We start from the raw sequence: 18,157 nt of genomic DNA, 5'->3' as shown, positions 1-18,157 counted from the left end.
CCTGCGTCCCGTCCTACGGTGTCCCATCGGCACTATCCACCACGCCCTCGCCACCCGCGGCCTGCTCGCCGGCGGTGCCGAGAGCGGACGAGCCGGTCGCTCCGCTAGCCGACGGGCCGCCCGTCGCGGCGCCGGCGCTCGAGGAGCCGGACAGGGCACCGCCGCCAGCGGCACCCGGCGCGGGCGTGGCGGTCGTGGTAGCGGCGCCCGAAGCCGCCGAGACCGCTGAGACCGCCGAGGCCGCCGTGCCCGCGGTGCCCGCTGTGGCGCGCTGCGCGAGCCTGCGGGCGGCCAGGAGCGCGTCGCGGCCGGGGTCGGGTCGCAGATAGCGGACGGCGTCCGGCGCGGGCAAAACGAACCCGCGCTCGCTCGCAAGCCGCTGGATGCGGTCGGGCGAGTCGAGGCGCGCGAGCGCCCGACGCAAGCGGGCGTTGTCGGCCTCCACCTGGGCGGAGCGGTCGGCGACTGCGGCGAGCTGGCGGCTCACCTGCAGAAGGTCGACGTTGAGGAAGACGATGCCGACCAGAAGCAGCGCGATCGTGCCGATCCAAAGGCGCGTGCGCAGCAAGCGGTCGACGGCGCGCTCGGGCAGTGCAAACGTCGCCGTGGGCCGGCGGACTGGCTCGGGCGGCGCCAGTACCCCGATCTGCGCCTTCTGCTGGCGCCGCCGCGCGCTCGGCGCCGGCGGGCGGCGCTTGGCCGGTCGCGTCTTCTGCGCCGTCCGCGGCGCAGCGGCCGGCCGTGAGCGGGGGGCAGCCGGCCGGGGGCGCGTGGCGCTCGTCCGCGGGCGCGCGGCGCTCGGCCGCGGGCGCGCAGCACGCCCAGCCGCGGCAACCTGCGGAGGTGGCAGCTCCTCTTCGCCGACGAGGGTGCGTGCCGCTACGGTCGCCGCGCGCGGACTCACCGGCCTTCCTCTCCCCCGTCGGCGCCGCCGGTCGCGAGCTTGCGCGCGACCCGCAAGCGCGCCGATGCCGAGCGCGGGTTCGCGGCAATCTCACCGGCGCGCGGGCGCACCGCACGGTTCGTGAGTAGCTCGGCCTGCGGCTGGCGGCCGCAGACGCAGATCGGGAAGTCGGGTGGGCAGGTGCAACCGCGCGCGAGCTCGCGCAGGAAGCGTTTGACACGGCGGTCTTCGAGCGAGTGGAACGAGATCGCAGCCAAGCGGCCACCTGGGGCCAGCAGCCCAAACGCCTCCGGCAGCGCGCGATCGAGCGATTCGAGCTCGTGGTTGACGGCGATCCGCAACGCTTGGAAGGTGCGCTTGGCGGGGTGTCCGTGGCCGAGCCTGCGGCCCGCCGGCACGGCCGACTCGATTACGGCCACGAGCTCGCCGGTGGTCTCGATCGGCCGCTCGCGGCGGCGTGCGACGATCGCTCGCGCGATGCGCGTCGCGTGCGGTTCTTCCCCGTACTCGCGCAAGACCCGCACGAGCGCCCGCTCGTCCCAGGCGTTGACTAGGTCCCGCGCCGACAGCGGGGCTTCGGGATCCATGCGCATGTCGAGCGGCGCGTCGCGCGTGTAGGAGAAACCGCGCCGCGGCTCGTCGATCTGCAGCGACGAGACGCCGAGATCGAAGTAGACGATGTCGGCCGTGACACCTTCTTCGCGCAGCTCGGCGAGCGCGTCGGCGAAGTCGGCGCGCACAAACCGCGCGGCGCACGGCCAGTCGGCTGCAAGCTCCTCGAAACGCTCGCGCACGAGCGGATCGCGGTCGATCGCGATCAGCGTTCCGTCCGGCCCGATCCGCTCCGCGAACAGCTGCGCGTGACCGCCGTGGCCGAACGTGCAGTCGACGACGGTGTCGCCGCTCGCCGGCGCGCAAAGCTCGACGAGCTCGGCGGCCATGACCGGCACATGCGCGCGCGCCCCCACGTCAAGAAGGATCGCCAAGACCTTCGATCACCTCCGCGATTTCGGCGTCGAGCTCTTGTGCGGCGCGCTCCCAGCGCTCGCGCGCCCACACCTCGAGGTGGTCGCCAACGCCGAGCACCACGACTTGCCGGTCGATACCGGCATGCTGCAGGAGCGTTTGCGGCAGGGTGACGCGACCGGCGGAGTCGAGCTCGGCGTCGAACGAGTTGGCCTGGAAGAAGCGTGCGACCTTGCGGTAGCGCGAGCCCATCGGGTTAAGACCGGCGAGCGCCTGCTCGAGGATGCGCTCATGGCGCTCTGGGGTCCAGATCGCGATGCAAGCCTCGGGATCCTTGGCGAGCACGACCCCGTCGGCGAAAGCAGCGCGGAACTTCGCCGGGATCGCGAGGCGGTTCTTCGCGTCCAGCGTGTGCTCGAAGTGGCCTCTGAATGCCAACGGTGAGATCCCCTACGGCGCCGGTGGGTCCGGTCCGGGGTGGCGGGGCGGGAGGAACCCCGCCACCCCGGCCGTGCGTGTCGCCACAGTAACCCACTCGGCCCCACTCTGCAACACCTTTACCCACAATTTGCCCCTGCCCTCCCCACCAGCCCGCCGCCCCCGCCCGCGAACCCGCTTGGCTACGCGCTTTACGCGCCGACCGCGGTTACGACCGTGGAAGCCGAGCAGTGCAAGAAGCGGTGCAGCAGGTCCTGTTGCACGCAAAGCTGCGTGCAGGCAGCACCCCTGCGAGACAACTTGCGCCCGTGAATGCAGCGCAGGTTGCCCCCGGGGGTGGTTGGCGCGGCGGTCAGATACCGAGCAGGCCGCCGCGACTCGCGAGCAGGGCGTGCACCACCGCGGCGAGAACGACGAGCATCACCGCGGGCACCATGGCGAGCGCGACCACGAGCTGGATCTTCGGTCCGGCCCGCGCCGCGGCTTCGCGCATCCGTCGTGCTGCGCGGTCGCGCGCCCGCGTGGCGTGACGGGCGAGGACCTCGTCGAGCGGCGTACCGTGGCGGAGCGCACGTAGCAGTACGGCGACTAGCTCTTCGATCTCGGGTTGCGGGAAGGCGGCGGCGAGCTCGGCAAGAGCTGCGCTCGCGGGCATGCCGCGCGCGTGGCGTCGCCAAGCTATCGCCCAGGCGCGCGCCAGCTCACCGTCGCTGCGGTCGCCGACCAATCCGATCGCACGCATCAGAGGAACGCCGCCGGCTAGGGACACGCGCAGCAGGTCGAGCAGCGGCGGCAGCTCGGCTGCGACGCGCAGTGCCCGCAGGCGCGCGCGCCTGCCCAGCCAGAGCTCGGGCGCGAAGAAGCCGGCGAGCGGCAGCGCCAGCGTCGCGACACCAGCTGCCGCGCCGGGCAGCAGCGCGCCCGCAGCGAGCGCGGGCGCCAGGGCCAGCGCGGCGCAAACGAGCTTGACCGCTAGAAGGTCGCGGGCGTCGAGCCAGGTAGGTGCGCCCGCTGCTGCCAGGAGACGTGCGAGATACGGTGGCGGGCGCAGACGCACGCGCGCCGCCACCAGGCGGAGGAGCGGTGTCAAGAGGGCGGTGCGCCGGCCGCGAGCGAGCGCAGCGACGATCGGCCCGCGGATGCATGACAGCCGCGTGCACGCTGGGCCGCGCAACGCGGCGGTGAGCTGCGCGACGCCGGCGAGTGCGCAAACGACCGACGCCACGGTGCAGCCGTAGAGGGCGAGCGTGCTCACCGTTGGGCCGCGCGCGCGATCGCGCGGATGGCGAAAAACGCCCCGAGCTGGAGGAGCGCCGACAGCGCGAGCAGCGGGCCAGTGATCGGGTTGCCGACAAGCCCCGCGAAGTAGCCGGGACTGATCAGTTCAGTGAAAGCCACGCCCGCCACGGGCAGGGCAGCGACGACCGCAGCCGAAAACCGCGCCTGGGCGGTGGCGGCTAGGGCCTCGCCCACCAGCCGGTCGTGCTCGGCGAACGCTCGCGCGCACTCGCGCAAAAGCGCCGGGAGGTTGCCGCCGACACGGTGCTGCACGAGGCAGGCAGCGACGATCGTGGCGACCCGCTGCGAGCGGCAGCGCTCGCGTAGAGCGACAAGCGCCGCTTCGGTGCTGGCACCGCGCTCGATCAGCGCCGCCGCGCTCGCCAGCTCGCTGCGCAACGCACCCGTCACGCTCGCCCGGGCGTGACCGAGCGCGCCCCGCAGCGAGTGGCCAGCGGCGAGCGAGTCGGCCAGCGCGGTGGCGAGGTTGCCAGCCTCGGCATCGGCTTCGCGTTGCCGCCGCCGCCGGGCCGCCCGGGCAAGCGCGTGGAGGGCGGGAACGGCGCCGACGCCGGCGAGAGCTATCGGCTGCCACGAAGCCAGGGCGAGCGCCGGAGGACACGCTGCAAGACAGGCGCAAAGCGCTGCCGACAGCGCGGCTCCGCGCCCCGGTGGGCTGCCGCGTAGAGCACCGTTGACCGCCTCCGCACAGCGCCCGACGAGCGCGACCAGAGGGCGCAACGGTGTGCGCTGCCGCGCCGCGAGCGCCGCTCCGTCGGCCAGCGCTGCACAGGCACAAACCGCGGCGCCGGCGGCCGAGAGGGTCGCGGCGTCAAAGCTCCCCACCGAGGCCGCCGCTCCCCGCTCGCTCCCCGTCCGTGCCCTCGCCCTCGCCGCCCGTGGCGCGGGCCGCGGCGCTGCCTCGCTCGCGACCGTTCGCAGCACGCGCGGCGCTGCGCGAGCGCCGCCACAGCGTGTTGCAGCCGAGCGCTCCATCGCGCGCCAGCTCCACGACCTCACTCACCACGCGCCGCCCACCGAGTTCGCGACGCATGTGCACCACAACATCGATGGCAGCCTCGAGCTGGGCACGGACGGCGGCGTGGGGCAGGTCGACGTCGGCCATGAGCGCCAGGACCTCGAGGCGCCGCAACGCGTCGCGCGGCGAGTTGGCGTGGATAGTGGAGAGCGAGCCCTCGTGGCCGGTGTTCATCGCCTGCAACATGTCGAGCGCCTCGCCGCCGCGCACCTCCCCCACCACGATTCGGTCGGGCCGCATGCGCAGGGCGTTACGCACGAGCTCGCGGATCGTGACCGCACCGCGCCCCTCGAGGTTCGCCGGCCGCGCTTCGAGGCGCACGACATGCTCGCGCTCGAGCCGCAGCTCGGCGGCGTCCTCGATCGTGATCAAACGCTCGCCAGGCGGAATCTCGCGGCAGAGCGCGGCGAGCAGCGTCGTCTTGCCCGATCCCGTACCGCCGCTGACGAGTAGCGAGCGCCGTTCGTGCACGGCCGCGACGAGCTCACGCGCGACGCGCTCGGGGAGCGTGCCGAGCTCGACCAGCTCGGCGAGCGCGAAACCACGCTTGCGGAAGCGACGGACGGTTAGACAAGGACCGTCGACAGCTAGCGGCGGGAGGATTACGTTGACACGCGAGCCGTCGGGGAGACGCGCGTCGCAGATCGGGTTGGCTTCGTCGACGCGACGCCCGAGTGGCGCGAGTATCCGCTCGACGACGTCGAGCAACGCGTCTCGGCTGGCGAAGGCGATGCCGGTGCGAACGAGGCGCCCGGAGCGTTCGACCCAGACCTCGTTCGGGCCGTTCACCATCACCTCGTCGACCTCCTGATCGGCCAGGAGCGGCTCGAGCGGTCCGTAGCCGTGCGCCAGAACGCGCAGGCGGTCGGCGACGAGCGCACGCGTGTCGGCCGGCAGCACGCCGGCCTCGCGGGCGACGAGGCGATCGATCGCGGCGGTCGCGCTCTCGTCTCTCCCGTCGCTCGCTTCGGTCACCTCGGCGAGCAGACGCTCGCGCAAACGGCGCGCGAGCTGCTCGAGCGGATCTTCGGCAGGAGCGAGTTCCCTGTTCACCCGTGTCGATAAAGGAACGGCGTCCGCCCCTTCGCCCCCCACGCGCTCAGCTTGGGAGAAGCGGCGAGGCGACGCTCGTTCCGAGACCGCTGCGCTCTCCGAGCCGCCGCAGGACGACAGCGGTGTCGGCGATCGCGATTCCGGTGAGGTGGTCGTCGCGCTGCTCGAAGTCGCGGACGATCGCCGCTAGTGCCTGTTCGTAGCGCTCGCTGTCGCCGCTCGCGATCGCAGCGATCGCTGCTGCCGTGCGCTCGAAAGCGCCGCCTCCGGCAGCCATCGCGGCGGCGGCGCGGCGGGCGAGCTCGCGCTCGCCGGCAGCGAGAGCTGCGAGCGCCACCGCGTAGGCGCACGCCGGTGACGGCAGCACGCCGGCGAGATCGACACCGGCCGCCTTGAGCGCGTCAAGGGCCGTCCGGCCGGCCGCGGCCGCATTGCTGCCGGCGAGCACGGCGCACTTCACGTAGCCGATCAACCGCCCGTAGCTTTCGGGCGGCGCCGAGCGCCAGCTCGCGAAGTACGCCGCGGCGGCGTCGCGGTAACGCGCTTCGGCCTCGCTCCGGCGCCCGGCGAGGAGCGCTTCGTGACCGGCCCGCTCGGCGTCGAGGGCCGCGCGGAGGGCGGCTTGGTGCGCCTTGAGGCGACCGTTCTCTCCGTCGTCGTCGTCACCGAGGCCCGGGGAGCCCGACCGGTGGCCCCGCCGCTCGCTGGCAGTGCTGCGCGCGAGCTCGGCGTGCAGCGCCCGAACGGTGTCGCGACCGACCTCGTCGCGCACCGCGGCCCGTGTCAGCTTGCCGACGAGCCGTTCGAGATAGCGCACGTACGCTTCCTGCTCGCGGCGCATGCGGTGCAGTTCGCGCGCGAGCGTCGGCTCGGCGAGCTCGGTAGCCACCGTCTCGGCAGCGAGCAGCGCGGCGACCGCTCGCCCTGCCACGGCGGCTTGGTCGAGTGCCCGCGCGAGATCGGCCTGCGCCCCGCGGGCGCGCGGATGCTCGACCCGACGCAGCGGCGCACGCTCGGCGAGCGGCGCGAGCGCGGCACGGGTCGCGTCGAGCTGGGCGCCGATCCGCTCGCGAAAACCCTCCCTCTCAGCGGTGGCCCCGTCGCGCGCGAGGACGCCGACGAGCTCGTCGAGCGCCGAGCGCGCGAGCGCCAGATAGTCGGCCAGCACCGCCTGCGCTCGCGTGCGCTCCTCACCGCTCATGCCCGTAGCACCTGCTCCAGTTCCGCCAGCAGTTCGCCCGCTGCGCGATAGCCGAGCTCGAGCGCGTCGACGCGAAAGCTCTCGTCGGGGCCGTGGACGGCGTCCTCGTCGAGCGCGAAACCGCTGAAGACGGTCGGCACGCCGGCGTGCGCCAGCTCGGCGAGGACCGGCAGCGTGCCGCCGCTTCGCGCCACTGCCGGCCCGCGACCGCAGGCGCGGGCGAGGGCGCGCCGCGCTGCCGCCAGGACGCGGTCCTCCGGATCGAAGAGCACCGGCGCGGCGCTCGCGATCGTCTCGGTCGCGAGCGAGACGTCGGCCGGCAACGCGCGCCGCAGCTCCGCAGCTACCGCTGCAGCCACCGCCTCGGGACGCTGGTCGGGAACCAGGCGCACGCTGAGCGTGCACGCGGCGCGCGCCGGCACGATCGTGCGCGGCGCACCGCCGGCGACCTCGTGCACGTCGAGCGCCGGCCGCGCCGTCGTGAGCTCCCAGAAGCGCTGCGAGCGCTCGCCCTCACCGGCGGCGCCCGCCACCCGCAGAAGCTCGTCGCCACTGCGCATCCGCGCCCAGCTAGCGCGCTCGATCGCGAGCGGCGGCCGGACTTTCTCGCCGAACGCCGGGTCGCAAGCTGCGAGCGCCGCGATCGCGCTACCGAGATCGTGCAGGGCGTTGCGCGCGACTCCTCCGTAGAGGCCAGAGTGGACGTCGCGCGCGGCGACCTCGATCCGCGCTCTCAGCATGACCAGGCCGCGCGCGCCGATGCACAGAAGCGGCGTGGAGGCGTCGGCCATCGTCGTGTCGAACACGACGGCGGCAGCGAAGCCCGAGGCGTGGTCGCGCAGCCAGCGGCAGGCGCCGGCGCTGCCGGTTTCCTCCGCGCCCTCGACGACGATCCGCGTGCGCAATGCGAGCTCGCCCGCGGCGGCGCGGTCGCGCACTGCCGCCAGCAGCGGCAGCATGTTGCCTTTGTCGTCGGCCGCGCCGCGGCCGTAGATGCGCCCGTCGCGCACGACGCCGGCGAAGGGATCGCAGCTCCAGCGCTCGCGCGGTCCCGGATCCTGGACGTCGTAGTGCCCGTACACCAGGAGTGCCGGTGCGTCGGGAGGACCCGCGTCGGCCACGACGAGCGGCCCGGCGTCCCCGACGTCGACGAGCTGCACGTCGCAGACCGGTTCGAGGTAGCGGCGGAGCCACTGGGCGGCGCGCACGAGCTCGTCGGGCCGCGGCGCTCCCGCCGACACCGAGGGAATGCGCAGAAACTCCACGAGGTCGCTGAGCAGCGATCCCGCCACGGCCGCGATTTTCGCGCACACGCGGGGTCGCGCCACGCTTGGAAGGCGAGCAGAGCTTGGTCGGCGACCGGTGCTCGGTCGGCGAGCAGCGATTGGCCGGCGAGCGACGCGTTGTCCGCGCCCGGCGCGTCGCTAGCGAACCGTCACAAAGCGCGCGAGCACGCCGGCCACGGCTTCGCGCCCTCGGCCCGCCACAGCCGCAGCGCGATCACGTCTTGCACGAACTCGGGCGCCTTGGCCGGATCGCCCCAGCCGCCGAGGCGCCGCCAGGTATCGCGCGTGAACTGGTACTTGCCACGGAAGCGTCCACCCCCGCCGATCGCGCGCGGGTTGCCACCCGATTCGCAACGAGCGATCCGTTCGAGTTCGTCGGGCACCCTCACCCGTGGCCGCTCGTCGGCTGCCGCGGCGTGGGCTGCGAGGTCGATGCGCAGCGCACGCGCGGTTCGGTAGTCGACGGTGCCGGTGGCGGGCAGCCGCCGTGCGCGCTGAAAGCGCGCCACGGCGCGGCGCGTAAGAGCGTCGTAAAGCCCGTCGCGAAAACGGGTGCGGAGCCGGCGTTGCACAGCGCGCACGCTGTCGGCGAAAGAGCCGAGGCGCAGAAGGGGAGCACCGACCGGCGGTGCCGCCGCACCGCCGCTGGCGCTGGCCGCTGGAACGGCGGGGGCAAGGCCGGCGGTGGCAAGCAGGAGCGCGACGACCATGCTGGCCAGGCCGGCCGCCGCAACCAGGGTACGAGCTCGGCCCCAGGTCACCCGGCTCGCGCGCTCCGACCGACGGCACGGCCGCCTCGTGGCGACACGACGTGCACGCGTCGTGCGCGCAGAAAGCCCTGCTTGGCGCATTTTTTGCCGGAGCGTCAGCACTGTTCGTTCTGCCTGTGCGCCTACGGGGTGAGCTGACGGGCTCGCGCACGTGCGCTACGCCGCTTGTGCGGCGATTCGCCCCAGGGCGACGGACTCGCCCGATGGGTCCCCCGCTCCCCGCCGCCGGAACGGCGAAGACTCGGCGACTAGGCGCAAATACAAGCACATTCGCCGGCGCGACGCCCGGGACGGCGCGACGCTCCGGCCGCAGCCGTGCTTAGCCCGCGCTCAGCCCGTGACCGCCGTGGTCGGCTGCGGCTCGAGTGCCAGCTCGAGCGCCTCGTCGATCGTCATCACCGGGTGGATGCGCAGCTCGCGTCGCACTTCGGCGGGGACGTCGTCGAGATCGGCACGGTTGCGCTCGGGGATGATCACGTCGCGGATCCCGGCAGCGTGCGCCGCCAACACCTTCTGCTTTATGCCGCCGACCGGAAGCACGCGGCCGCGCAGCGTCACCTCTCCGGTCATGCCGACGTCGGGTCGAACCGGCCGCCCGCTCAAGAGCGACACCAGCGCAGCGACGATCGTGACGCCGGCGCTAGGGCCGTCCTTCGGAATCGCTCCCGCCGGTACGTGGATGTGAAAGTCGCGGGCTTCGAACGCCGTCGCCGGGATACCGAGGCGCTCGTGGTTGGCGCGCACGTACGAGAGCGCGATGCGCGCCGACTCTTTCATCACGTCGCCGAGCTGACCGGTGAGGACCAGAGCGCCGCCGCTCCCCGTAGCCGGCATCGCAGTCGCCTCGACGAACAGGACGTCGCCTCCCGCGTGGGTGACCGACAGACCCGCGGCGACCCCGGGGATCGCGGTGCGTTCGGCTGTCTCTTGGAAGTAGCGCGGACGCCCGAGGGCGCGGCGCAGCGCGGCCTCGTCGATCCGCACCGGCGGCTTGGCGCTCCCGTCGGCGATCGCTGTGGCGGTCTTGCGCAGCAACTTGCCGATCTCGCGTTCCAGCTGGCGGACACCGGCCTCGCGCGTGTAGTCGGTGACGATCGTCCGCAGCAGGTCGTCCTCGATCGCCACCTCGTCGCCGCGCAGGCCGTGGCGTTCGAGCTGGCGCGGCCAGAGATACCCGCGCGCGATCGCGACCTTCTCGGCCGTCGTGTAGCCATCGAACCGGACGATCTCCATGCGGTCGAGCAGCGGGGCCGGGATCGTCTCCGCGACGTTGGCGGTGGCGATGAACAGAACGTCCGAAAGGTCGACGTCGACGTCGAGGTAGTGGTCGCGGAAGCTGTGGTTCTGCGCGGGGTCGAGCACCTCGAGCAGCGCAGCGGCCGGGTCGCCACGCCAATCGGCGCCGATCTTGTCGACCTCGTCGAGGATGACGACCGGGTTCATCGTCCCCGCGTCACGGAGCGCGCGCACGATCCGTCCCGGCAGCGCGCCGATGTAGGTGCGGCGGTGGCCGCGGATCTCGGCCTCGTCGCGCACACCTCCGAGCGCGATCCGCACGCACTTGCGCCCGGTTGCACGCGCGATCGACTCGCCGATCGAGGTCTTTCCGGTCCCAGGCGGGCCAACGAGCGTGAGGATCGCACCTGAGCGACGGTCCTCCTGGATGCCCCGCTCGCGCCTCAGCTTGCGCACCGCGATGTGCTCGACGACGCGCTGCTTGACGTCCTCGAGACCGGCATGGTCGCGGTCGAGAACAGCGCGCGCGTAGTCGGGATCGAGCCGCTCCTGCGAGCGCTTGCCCCAGGGCACGGCGAGCAACCAGTCGAGGTAGGTGCGGATCATCGACGCCTCGCCGGTCGCCTCGCCGCTGCGCTCGAACCGCGCGAGCTCGCGCTCCGCCTGTTCGCGCACGGCGTCGGGCATCTGCGCTTCGGCGATCCGCCGCCGGTACTCCTCGACCACCGACGCGTCGTCCTCGCCCAGCTCGCGGCGGATCGACTCGAGCTGTTTGCGCAATACGTATTCGCGCTGCTGACGCTGGGCGCCGCGCTCGACCTCCTCGCGCAGGTCGCGCCTCACCTGTAGCTCGACGAGCAGCTTCCGCGCCAGCTCGACCGCGAGCTCGAGCCGCTCAGCGACGTCGACCTTCTCGAGCAGCGCCAGGCGCTGATCGAGCGTCAACTCCGGCGCCAGCCCGATCGTGTCGGCGAGCGCGCCTGGCTCCGAGACGCCCGCGACGAAGCGGCGGATGCGCCCGTCGTCGCCGACCAGCTCGAGGATCTCGTCGACCACCGCACGGTAGGTGGCGGCGAGCTTCTCGATCCGCGGGTCGTCAGCGGCTGCGCCATCGGGACGCGGCACGACCACGGCGCTCGCGGTCCCGCCCCCCTCGTCGTTCACCGAGAGGATCTCGGCGCGCTCGATGCCGCGCAAGACCAGGGCCTGGGCATGCGACGCGTGGCGCTCGTTCTCGGCACCGCCGCGATCGTCGAGTGCCCCGTCCGCGGCCGCGCCGTCCGCCCGTTCGTCTTTGTCCACGGCGATTTCGTCGACAGGGAGCAGTGCGCGCCCCTCGACGCGCGCGACCGTCCCGATCCGCCGCAGCTCGCCCCCGCGCCGGGGTACGAGCACGACGAGGCGGCTCTCGCCCGCGTCGGCGACGAGCGTGACCGTCATGCCTGGCAAAACGACTGCGTCGTCGAGCGCGACAAGCGGCAGCGTCTGCGGCCGCCGGCCGTCGCCTGCCTCCGCAGACGCGGTGCGATCGCGCCCGTCGCGCGATCTCACAGCGCCGTTCTCGCGCTCGTTCGCGCCGCCGCCGGTGTGTTCGTCGTGAATGTCGTTCGGTTCAGTCACTTACTTCGCGTAAGTAGGATATCGGCAGTCCCCGCCGGTGTCCCAGACGAGGGTCCCGCCCAGACCGGGGTCCCGCCCAGGCGGGGGTCTCTCCGAGACCGGGGTCTCGCCGCCCGTCGTGCGATCCTCCCGCCGTGGCTAGCGGCGGCGACCTTTCGACCCCGGCGCGCGACGCGGCGGCGCGCGCGGCGCTAGCGCTCGTGCCGCGCGGCGGTCTCGTGGCGCTCGGCTCGGGCCGGGCCGTGTGGCGCCTCTGCGAGCTGATCGCTGGCGAGCGCGCGCCCGCGGAGCGCCCCCGTGCCGTGGTGGCGTCGGAGCGCACGCGCGCGGTGTGCGAGAACCTCGGTATCGCGGTCGCCGACCTCGACGGCCGCGAGCACCCGGCGCGCGCCTTCGACGGTGCCGACGAGGTCGACCCCGATCTGCGACTGCTCAAAGGGGCGGGCGGCGCGCTCCTGCGGGAACGGATCGCCGCGGCGGCCGCCGGCGAGCTGGTCGTGATGGTCGAGGAGGAGAAACTCGTCGGCCGCCTGGGCGAGCGCTTCCCGTTGCCGGTGGAGATCGTCCGGTTCGGCTGGCGCGCGACGCTCGCGCGGCTCGCCACGCTTCTCGCCGAGCCACGCCTGCGCTGCACGGAGGAAGGAGAGCCGTTCGTGACCGACGAGGGGCACTTCCTCGTCGACGGGCGGATCCCGCCCACAGCCGACCTCGACGGCCTGGCACGGGCGCTGCGCGAGACGCCCGGTGTGTGCGACCACGGGCTCTTTCTGAGCGAAGCGGCGCTTGTCCTCGTCGGCGATGCCAACGGCAGCGTGCGCGAGCTGGGCCGGGAGCCGTTGCGGCGACGCGGTACCTGAGCCGTCCCTCGCCGCGAGCGGCGCACGGTGTGTGCAGCGCTTAACCTCCCGGGCCGGCGGCAAGAGGGCCGACCGGCCGCTCGTCGCTGTCCGGTCGCACGAGCAGGCGCACCTCGCGCGCGAAAACGGCGGCCGCGGTGAGACGGACGGCGGCCCGCGTCGAAACCACGAGCGTTGCCAGGTGAGTGGCGCGGGCGCCGGCACCGTCGTCGCTCGCGCCCGCCGTCGACCGCTCGCCCAGGTCCCCCTCCCCGGCAGCAGCGGCAAGCGGTCGCAACGCGGCGAGCTCGGCGTTCTCGACCGCAACCTCGGTCCGTCCGCCATCGACCCCGCCCTCGACCGAGACGAGCACGTCGACGCGCGCCCCCGCTGCGACCGAATCGAGCGCGCTGCCGCCCGCGACGGGCAGCTCGAGCAGGCGCTGCCCGGGTGCGAGCGAGCGGCCGCCGCGCGCGCTCTGCTGACTCGCGAACGCTGCGACGGTGACGGGATCGCCGCGCAGCAGGGGGGCGCGCAGGCGCCTGCCGACGACGAGGCGGGGGTCGCTGAACGCGCTCGGCGGCGCGAAGCTGGCCGGCACGCCGACGACGGCGACATCGCTCGGGCGCAGCCGGCTGCCTGGTGGCAGATCGCGCACGGCGCGGACGAGAGGGAGGCGCGGCCCGGCGATCTCGTCGGCGGCGCGCGTCCGGCGCTCGACCTCGGCGACAGCGAACGCCGCCAGAACCACGCTCGCGACGAGGAAGGCCAGGCCGCGGCGCAGTCGCTGTTTTCGGGCGAGCGCACGCATGCGCGCGCTACATCGCCGCGCCGGTGGCTGGCAGCGTCGCTGGCCACTCCCTGGTCGCATCCCGGAGGAGCGGCACGAGCGCACGAACCCGGAACTCGCCACCCTCGTCCCGAGCTGTCAGCTCCCCACCGACGCCACGCACAGCGTCCGCCGCGATGCGCAAACCGAGGCCACCACGCCGCCGCGGAGGAATGCGGGCAGTGGCACCTCCCGCACCGTGCGGCGCGACCGTGTTCGCGACCTCGACAGCTGCGAACGAACGCCCGCCGTCGGTCGGCGCGGGCGTGATCGCGATGCGCAGCGACCCGCGTCCGTGGCGCACCGCGTTGTCAAGCAGATTCGCGAAGAGAGCCCCGAGCGTCGCTGGGTCGGCCGCGCTTTCCGCGCCCGGCGCGATACAACGCAGCACGACCTCGTCGTACGGCAGCGAGTGCGCCCGTGCCGCCAACGCCCCGCAAGCGGTTGCGAGCAGCGAGCCGGCGCCGCGGCGCGGGCGACGCCCGCGGGCCGTCGCGAGCTGCCGCCCGAGCGCGTTGTCGTCGCTCGCCGTGCGAATTTCGCGCACCGAATCGGAATGGGCCTCGCACGGCACCGAAGCGAGTTCGGCAAGCGCAGCCGCGACCGCTTCGAGGCGCCCGACCTCGGCGGCAAGCGCGGGCGCTAGCGGCGAGAGGCGCAGCACCTGGCAGACGGCGCGCAGCTCGTGCTCGCACTCGGCCAATCTGCGATCGGCGGCGCCCCTTGCCCGGTCCACGGTCGCCTCTGCGTTCGCGCTTGCGGTCAACATGGCTCGGCAAGGCGGTAGCCGACGCCGCGCACGCTCGCAATCCAGCGCCGCGGCGAGGCGGCGAGCTTGGCACGCAACCGGCAGGCGTGCGCGTCGAGCGTGCGCGTGCGTCCCGGCGAGCGGAACCCCCACACGTCGCGCAACAGCTCTTCCTTGGTGAACACACGCTCTGGGTCGCGCGCCAGCGTCACGAGCAGCGCGTACTCCTTGACCGTGAGCCGCACCTCCGCGCCTGCCAACGTCACGCGCCGCCGCTCGGGGTCGATGCACAGCTCGCCGTACGCGATCAGCCCTTGGCGCCGACGCCCTTCGCAGCGACGCAAGACCGCTTGGATGCGTGCCACGAGCTCCTCGTAGGCGAACGGTTTCACGACGTAGTCGTCGGCGCCGCGCACAAGGCCCCGCAGCCGCTCCGGCGGAGAGCCGCGCCCGCTCACCACGATCACCGGCAGCTCGGGGTCGATCCGCCGTGCCGCACCGTCGCCGCAGCGGACGGCGTCGAGGAAGGCAAGCCCGTCCTCCTCGCCGAGCGCGAGGTCGAGCAGCGCGAGCGCCGGCGGGTGGACGTGGGCGCGGGCAAGCGCTTCGCGCACGCCGCGGGCTTCGATCACGCCGAATCCGTCGGCGGCGAGGTTGTCGCGCAAGAAGGTGCGCAGGCGATCGTCGTCCTCGACGAGCAAAAGCGGCCGCTTTTCGCTGTGCAGCTCGGAAGCGGTGCGTTCGCTTGCTGGTAGAGGGCGCACGCCATCTAAAGAAGAAGCGGCGCCGACTTCGCCCCCGTGCCCGGCACCTTCGGACCCGCTGCTAGGCACCTTCGGCCCCGGTGCCAGGCAACTCCGCCCCCTGAGCCGGGCGTCTCGCCCTTTCGCGCCAGGTGCCGACACAAGATCTTGGGTGTCTCTAGCCTTCGGCGGCCGCGCCGACTCAGCGCTACCGGCGCGCTGCAAGCTCTGTTTCAGAGCTTCTTTCGAGGCAGGAATCGCGCCTAAGATGCCGACGCCTGCGGGTGGCGCCAGCGATCGCGCCCGAGCGACGAGCCAAGGCGGGCAAAGCGCGATGAGAAGACCTGCACGGAGAGGCAACTACGAGTCGGGATCGGACTACGTGCTCGAGTACGGCGAGCTGCGCTTCACCTTCAACGAGCGCGACTTCGTCGAGCGCGTGGAACAAGCTGCGATCAAGCTCGGCTTCGTCGACGGCCCGCTCGGCGACGCCGAGCGCGAAGACCTCGTCGAGCTGGCGGTCAACGGCGAGGTGCGCTCGCCCCGGTCGGACCTGGGAGAGCACATCAACGAGTGCTGGGACGAGATCTGCGGCCGCTCCGACGAGTCGCTCGTGCACTGGTTGAGGCGACTGGTCTTTCGCGGCGCCTGGCTCGACCAGCGCGTGCTCGAGGGCGAGCTCGACGTCGTTTTCGACGAGCGCACGCTCACGTTCGGCTACGCCCAGCCCGAGCGTGGCGGAGCGCTGATCGAGCTGGCCCCCGAACCGTCGTGGCGTAGCGTCGCCTACCGCCGCTGAACCAGCACCGACTGGACGGCACGCCCCACACGGCCGCTGCGGTCGTAGAGGGTGGCCTCGGCGACGCCGACGCCGCCGGCGTGCACGCGCATCGCCGCGTCCAAGCACACCCATTCGCCCTCGGGCTCGCGTTCGATCGTCAGCGTGAGGTCGGGGTTGAGGAACGTGAACTGCGACCAAGGAACGCTCGCGCCGATGCCGTTCGGGAAGTCGGCGGCCGCCGCCAGTCGCACAAGCGGCGAGGGCGCTTCACCCGCGACAAGCGGCACGCGCAAGCGAAACCATGCTGTCGCCGGCCCGGGTTCGGCGAACGAGCCGCGTACGAAGCGGATCTCGAGCGCGTCGCCGCCGAACATCGGGCGCACGACACCGGGAATCGTCGCGCGCGCCTCCTGGTCGTCGGCGAGCTCGCCCGCGTCGGGCGGAGGCGGCGGGTGGTCCTCTACCGGCAATCTCGTCACCTCGGCTCGCGCGACCCGCAGCGCCCGGGCTAGCACCAGCGGCTTGCCCGCAGCATCGGCGAGCGTCGCCTCGAGCAAGTGGACGCGCCGGCCGCGACGCAGGACCGAGGTCTCGAGATGCAACTCGCCGAGCGGCACGGGACGCACAAGCTCGTAGGTGACGCGCGCAAGTTGCAGGTCGGGGTCGGGGTCGAGCTGCTCGAGGACGCGCACGATCAGCGCCGCCGGCGCGCCGCCGTGCTGGGCGCGGGGATCCCACGGTCCGCGCGCATACTCGCTCGCTACGTAGACGCCGTCGCCGCGGTGCTCGAAGACTGCCGTCCCTGGCATCGCGCCGGGACTCTACGGCACTAAAGCGACCGGGAGGCGGCTTGGGCAGGCACCCGCACGGCTAGCGACCAGGTGCCACCAGCGGACGATCAGGCAAGCAGGTCAGCGCGCAGGGTGCCCGAGCGCTCGTAGCGAACGACAAGCTCCTCGCCCGGCGGGCGGTGCGGAGGGGGCTCGCCGAGCGCGAGCCGGGTCGTCGCCATCGCGAGGAGCTCTTCGCGACGCTCCGAGCAAGCTGCGAACACCGTGACGCTTCCCGCCCCCTCGAGGCTGCGCCCCGCCTGGAATACCCGGCGCGCGACGTCGGGAGCGACCGCATCGGCGCTGTCCAGCAACAGCACGGCCGCGCGGCCTCGCTCGGCCCAGCGCTTGGCGTATTCGGCCGCGAGCTCGACCGCTTGCGCCGCGTTCTCGGCCGGCACGTCGAACGAGCCGCCGAACAGGCGAAGACCCTCGATCGCCCGCCACTCGCCGAGCTCCTCGGGGCGGACGCCGGCGAGTGCCGCCACCACGATCGCTGCCTCGGGCGCGGCTTCGAGACCGGCGAACGGCAGCGTCGCGTCGCGCCGCTCGCACAGCTCGCGGGCGACTCGGCGCAGGAGCGTGCTGCGTCCGCTCCACGGCGGGCCGACGACCGCGACGCGCGAGCCGTAGCCGACCGGCACGCGGTCGAACGGCGGGCCGAGGCGGAGGCGCTCGACGGGGAAGCGTGCCGACAGTTCCTCGAAGCGGGGTCGCTCGAGCGGCGGCTCGGCGGGGCCGCCGGCTACCGACTCGACGCGCACGAGCGAGGGATGGCGCTCGCCCCGGCGCGCCGGCCGCGCACGACCCGTCACCTCATCGCCGGCACGCAGCGCGCAGCGCCGCGCCTGCGCCGCCGAGACGTAGACGTCGCGGCGCGAGGGACCGGTCGGGTCGACGCGAACGAACGCGCTGCCGTTCGGCAGGAGGTCAATGACACCGCTCACAAGCGACTCCTGGTCGCCGGACGTACCTTCCCCTGCGGAGCGACCCGCCACGGGGACCACCTCTTCATCGCTGGCGTCGAGCTGGCTGGGCGGCTCGCCTCCGCGTCTTCCCGACCGGCGGCGTCCGGCACGTTCGCGATCGCGCGCCGCCGCCGAACCACGCGCGCCCGCGCGGGACGCGCCCGCCTCGCCGACGCCGTTGTCGGTGTCTCTCTCGTGACCGACGAGGTCGTCGATACCGGCACCGGGACCCCACGCGTCCTCGGGACGCACCCCTGTCTCGACGTCGCCCTTGGCGTCCGCGACTACACCGACAGCTTCGGATCGCATGAGCGACCCCGCGCCTCCTCTGTCGCCGCCGGCGGTGCCGCTCGCCCGCACCTCGCTGCGCTCGCCCGCTAGCTTGCCGGCCGCAGCCAAGCGCTCCTGCGCCTCCTCGGCACGACTGCCACGTTCGAGGATCGCGTCCACCAGCGCGCTGCGCCGCAGTGTTCGGTAGCCCTCGATTCCGAGCTCCGCCGCCAGGGCGTGGAGGTCGGCGAGAGGACTTGCCAAGAGATCGGAGCGGTGGAGGACTGTCATGGGTTGATCGACGCCTTCGCTAGTTACCTGTGACGGCGGCAGCCTACCCCTCTTGGCCCACCGGCCGCGC

General features: G+C 73.3%; 17 protein-coding genes and 1 riboswitch. Of the genes, 2 read left to right on the top strand and 15 right to left on the bottom strand.

The genetic code is table 11. The annotated features are described in order from the left end of the window. Nucleotides 1-13: 13 nt before the first annotated feature. The 10 genes from JDY09_RS03700 to lon form a co-directional block, all read right to left on the bottom strand. Nucleotides 14-904: a hypothetical protein gene (locus JDY09_RS03700; RefSeq protein ID WP_274717684.1), complete on the bottom strand. Its 891-nt coding sequence runs from the start codon at nt 902-904 to the stop codon at nt 14-16. Continuing rightward, nucleotides 901-1,890, bottom strand: a complete 990-nt coding sequence (rsmH, locus tag JDY09_RS03695) for a 16S rRNA (cytosine(1402)-N(4))-methyltransferase RsmH (RefSeq protein ID WP_274717683.1) — start codon at nt 1,888-1,890, stop codon at nt 901-903. Before rsmH ends, JDY09_RS03700 begins: the two co-directional genes overlap by 4 nt. Then, the gene (mraZ, locus tag JDY09_RS03690) at nt 1,874-2,308 is read right to left on the bottom strand and encodes a division/cell wall cluster transcriptional repressor MraZ (RefSeq protein ID WP_274717682.1); all 435 of its coding nucleotides are present in this window, start codon (nt 2,306-2,308) and stop codon (nt 1,874-1,876) included. Before mraZ ends, rsmH begins: the two co-directional genes overlap by 17 nt. Nucleotides 2,309-2,660: 352 nt before the next feature. Further along, nucleotides 2,661-3,563: a type II secretion system F family protein gene (locus JDY09_RS03685; protein WP_274717681.1), complete on the bottom strand. Its 903-nt coding sequence runs from the start codon at nt 3,561-3,563 to the stop codon at nt 2,661-2,663. After that, a complete protein-coding gene (locus JDY09_RS03680) occupies nt 3,560-4,432 on the bottom strand; it encodes a type II secretion system F family protein (protein WP_274717679.1) in 873 nt (290 codons plus the stop codon). The genes JDY09_RS03685 and JDY09_RS03680 overlap by 4 nt, the downstream gene beginning before the upstream one ends. Then, nucleotides 4,419-5,678: a CpaF family protein gene (locus JDY09_RS03675; RefSeq protein WP_274717677.1), complete on the bottom strand. Its 1,260-nt coding sequence runs from the start codon at nt 5,676-5,678 to the stop codon at nt 4,419-4,421. Before JDY09_RS03675 ends, JDY09_RS03680 begins: the two co-directional genes overlap by 14 nt. A gap of 46 nt (nt 5,679-5,724) precedes the next feature. Further along, nucleotides 5,725-6,879: a hypothetical protein gene (locus tag JDY09_RS03670; RefSeq protein ID WP_274717676.1), complete on the bottom strand. Its 1,155-nt coding sequence runs from the start codon at nt 6,877-6,879 to the stop codon at nt 5,725-5,727. Then, nucleotides 6,876-8,171: a M20/M25/M40 family metallo-hydrolase gene (locus JDY09_RS03665; protein ID WP_274717675.1), complete on the bottom strand. Its 1,296-nt coding sequence runs from the start codon at nt 8,169-8,171 to the stop codon at nt 6,876-6,878. Before JDY09_RS03665 ends, JDY09_RS03670 begins: the two co-directional genes overlap by 4 nt. A gap of 143 nt (nt 8,172-8,314) precedes the next feature. Beyond that, entirely contained in the window at nt 8,315-8,875 is a 561-nt protein-coding gene (locus tag JDY09_RS03660; RefSeq protein WP_274717674.1) for a transglycosylase family protein, read from the bottom strand. 165 nt (nt 8,876-9,040) lie between these two features. Further along, nucleotides 9,041-9,200: riboswitch (cyclic di-AMP (ydaO/yuaA leader) on the bottom strand. Nucleotides 9,201-9,265: 65 nt separating this feature from the next. Continuing rightward, complete coding sequence (lon, locus tag JDY09_RS03655; RefSeq protein ID WP_274717673.1) at nt 9,266-11,791, bottom strand: endopeptidase La; 2,526 nt, start codon at nt 11,789-11,791, stop codon at nt 9,266-9,268. Between the two features lie 134 nt (nt 11,792-11,925). Between lon and rpiA the strand changes: the two genes are divergently transcribed. Continuing rightward, nucleotides 11,926-12,648, top strand: a complete 723-nt coding sequence (gene rpiA / locus JDY09_RS03650; RefSeq protein ID WP_274717672.1) for a ribose 5-phosphate isomerase A — start codon at nt 11,926-11,928, stop codon at nt 12,646-12,648. A gap of 40 nt (nt 12,649-12,688) precedes the next feature. Here the strand turns inward: rpiA and JDY09_RS03645 are convergent, their stop codons facing one another. From JDY09_RS03645 to JDY09_RS03635, 3 genes are read right to left on the bottom strand one after another with little or no spacing between them, the layout of a single operon-like run. Further along, nucleotides 12,689-13,438 carry an SAF domain-containing protein gene (locus JDY09_RS03645; protein ID WP_274717671.1) on the bottom strand — a complete coding sequence of 250 codons (750 nt, stop codon included), beginning with the start codon at nt 13,436-13,438 and terminating at the stop codon, nt 12,689-12,691. A gap of 7 nt (nt 13,439-13,445) precedes the next feature. After that, nucleotides 13,446-14,192 carry an ATP-binding protein gene (locus JDY09_RS03640; RefSeq protein WP_274717670.1) on the bottom strand — a complete coding sequence of 249 codons (747 nt, stop codon included), beginning with the start codon at nt 14,190-14,192 and terminating at the stop codon, nt 13,446-13,448. A gap of 26 nt (nt 14,193-14,218) precedes the next feature. Then, nucleotides 14,219-14,968, bottom strand: a complete 750-nt coding sequence (locus tag JDY09_RS03635) for a response regulator transcription factor (RefSeq protein WP_274717669.1) — start codon at nt 14,966-14,968, stop codon at nt 14,219-14,221. A 313-nt stretch (nt 14,969-15,281) separates the two neighbouring features. Here JDY09_RS03635 and JDY09_RS03630 point away from each other — a divergent pair, with 313 nt between their 5' ends. After that, nucleotides 15,282-15,746: a hypothetical protein gene (locus JDY09_RS03630; RefSeq protein ID WP_274717668.1), complete on the top strand. Its 465-nt coding sequence runs from the start codon at nt 15,282-15,284 to the stop codon at nt 15,744-15,746. On the opposite strand, the gene JDY09_RS03625 is transcribed toward JDY09_RS03630, so the two are convergent. Next, nucleotides 15,734-16,537, bottom strand: a complete 804-nt coding sequence (locus tag JDY09_RS03625; protein WP_274717667.1) for a thioesterase family protein — start codon at nt 16,535-16,537, stop codon at nt 15,734-15,736. The genes JDY09_RS03630 and JDY09_RS03625 overlap by 13 nt on opposite strands. 89 nt (nt 16,538-16,626) lie before the next feature. Further along, nucleotides 16,627-18,087 carry a Rho termination factor N-terminal domain-containing protein gene (locus tag JDY09_RS03620; RefSeq protein WP_274717666.1) on the bottom strand — a complete coding sequence of 487 codons (1,461 nt, stop codon included), beginning with the start codon at nt 18,085-18,087 and terminating at the stop codon, nt 16,627-16,629. Nucleotides 18,088-18,157 lie beyond the last annotated feature (70 nt).

Source organism: Thermoleophilum album, assembly GCF_028867705.1.
In the GTDB taxonomy this organism is placed as follows: Bacteria; Actinomycetota; Thermoleophilia; order Solirubrobacterales; family Thermoleophilaceae; genus Thermoleophilum.
The sequence above is the reverse complement of the archived record's forward strand: the minus strand, read 5'-3'. Positions and strand labels throughout refer to the sequence as shown.

Bases quoted from the DNA above. Each gene is read 5' to 3' on its own strand.
- JDY09_RS03660 (WP_274717674.1), bottom strand. From the start codon at position 8,875: ATGGTCGTCGCGCTCCTGCTTGCCACCGCCGGCCTTGCCCCCGCCGTT.
- JDY09_RS03620 (WP_274717666.1), bottom strand. From the start codon at position 18,087: ATGACAGTCCTCCACCGCTCCGATCTCTTGGCAAGTCCTCTCGCCGAC.
- JDY09_RS03630 (WP_274717668.1), top strand. From the start codon at position 15,282: ATGAGAAGACCTGCACGGAGAGGCAACTACGAGTCGGGATCGGACTAC.
- JDY09_RS03670 (WP_274717676.1), bottom strand. From the start codon at position 6,879: ATGAGCGGTGAGGAGCGCACGCGAGCGCAGGCGGTGCTGGCCGACTAT.
- JDY09_RS03645 (WP_274717671.1), bottom strand. From the start codon at position 13,438: ATGCGTGCGCTCGCCCGAAAACAGCGACTGCGCCGCGGCCTGGCCTTC.
- JDY09_RS03625 (WP_274717667.1), bottom strand. From the start codon at position 16,537: ATGCCAGGGACGGCAGTCTTCGAGCACCGCGGCGACGGCGTCTACGTA.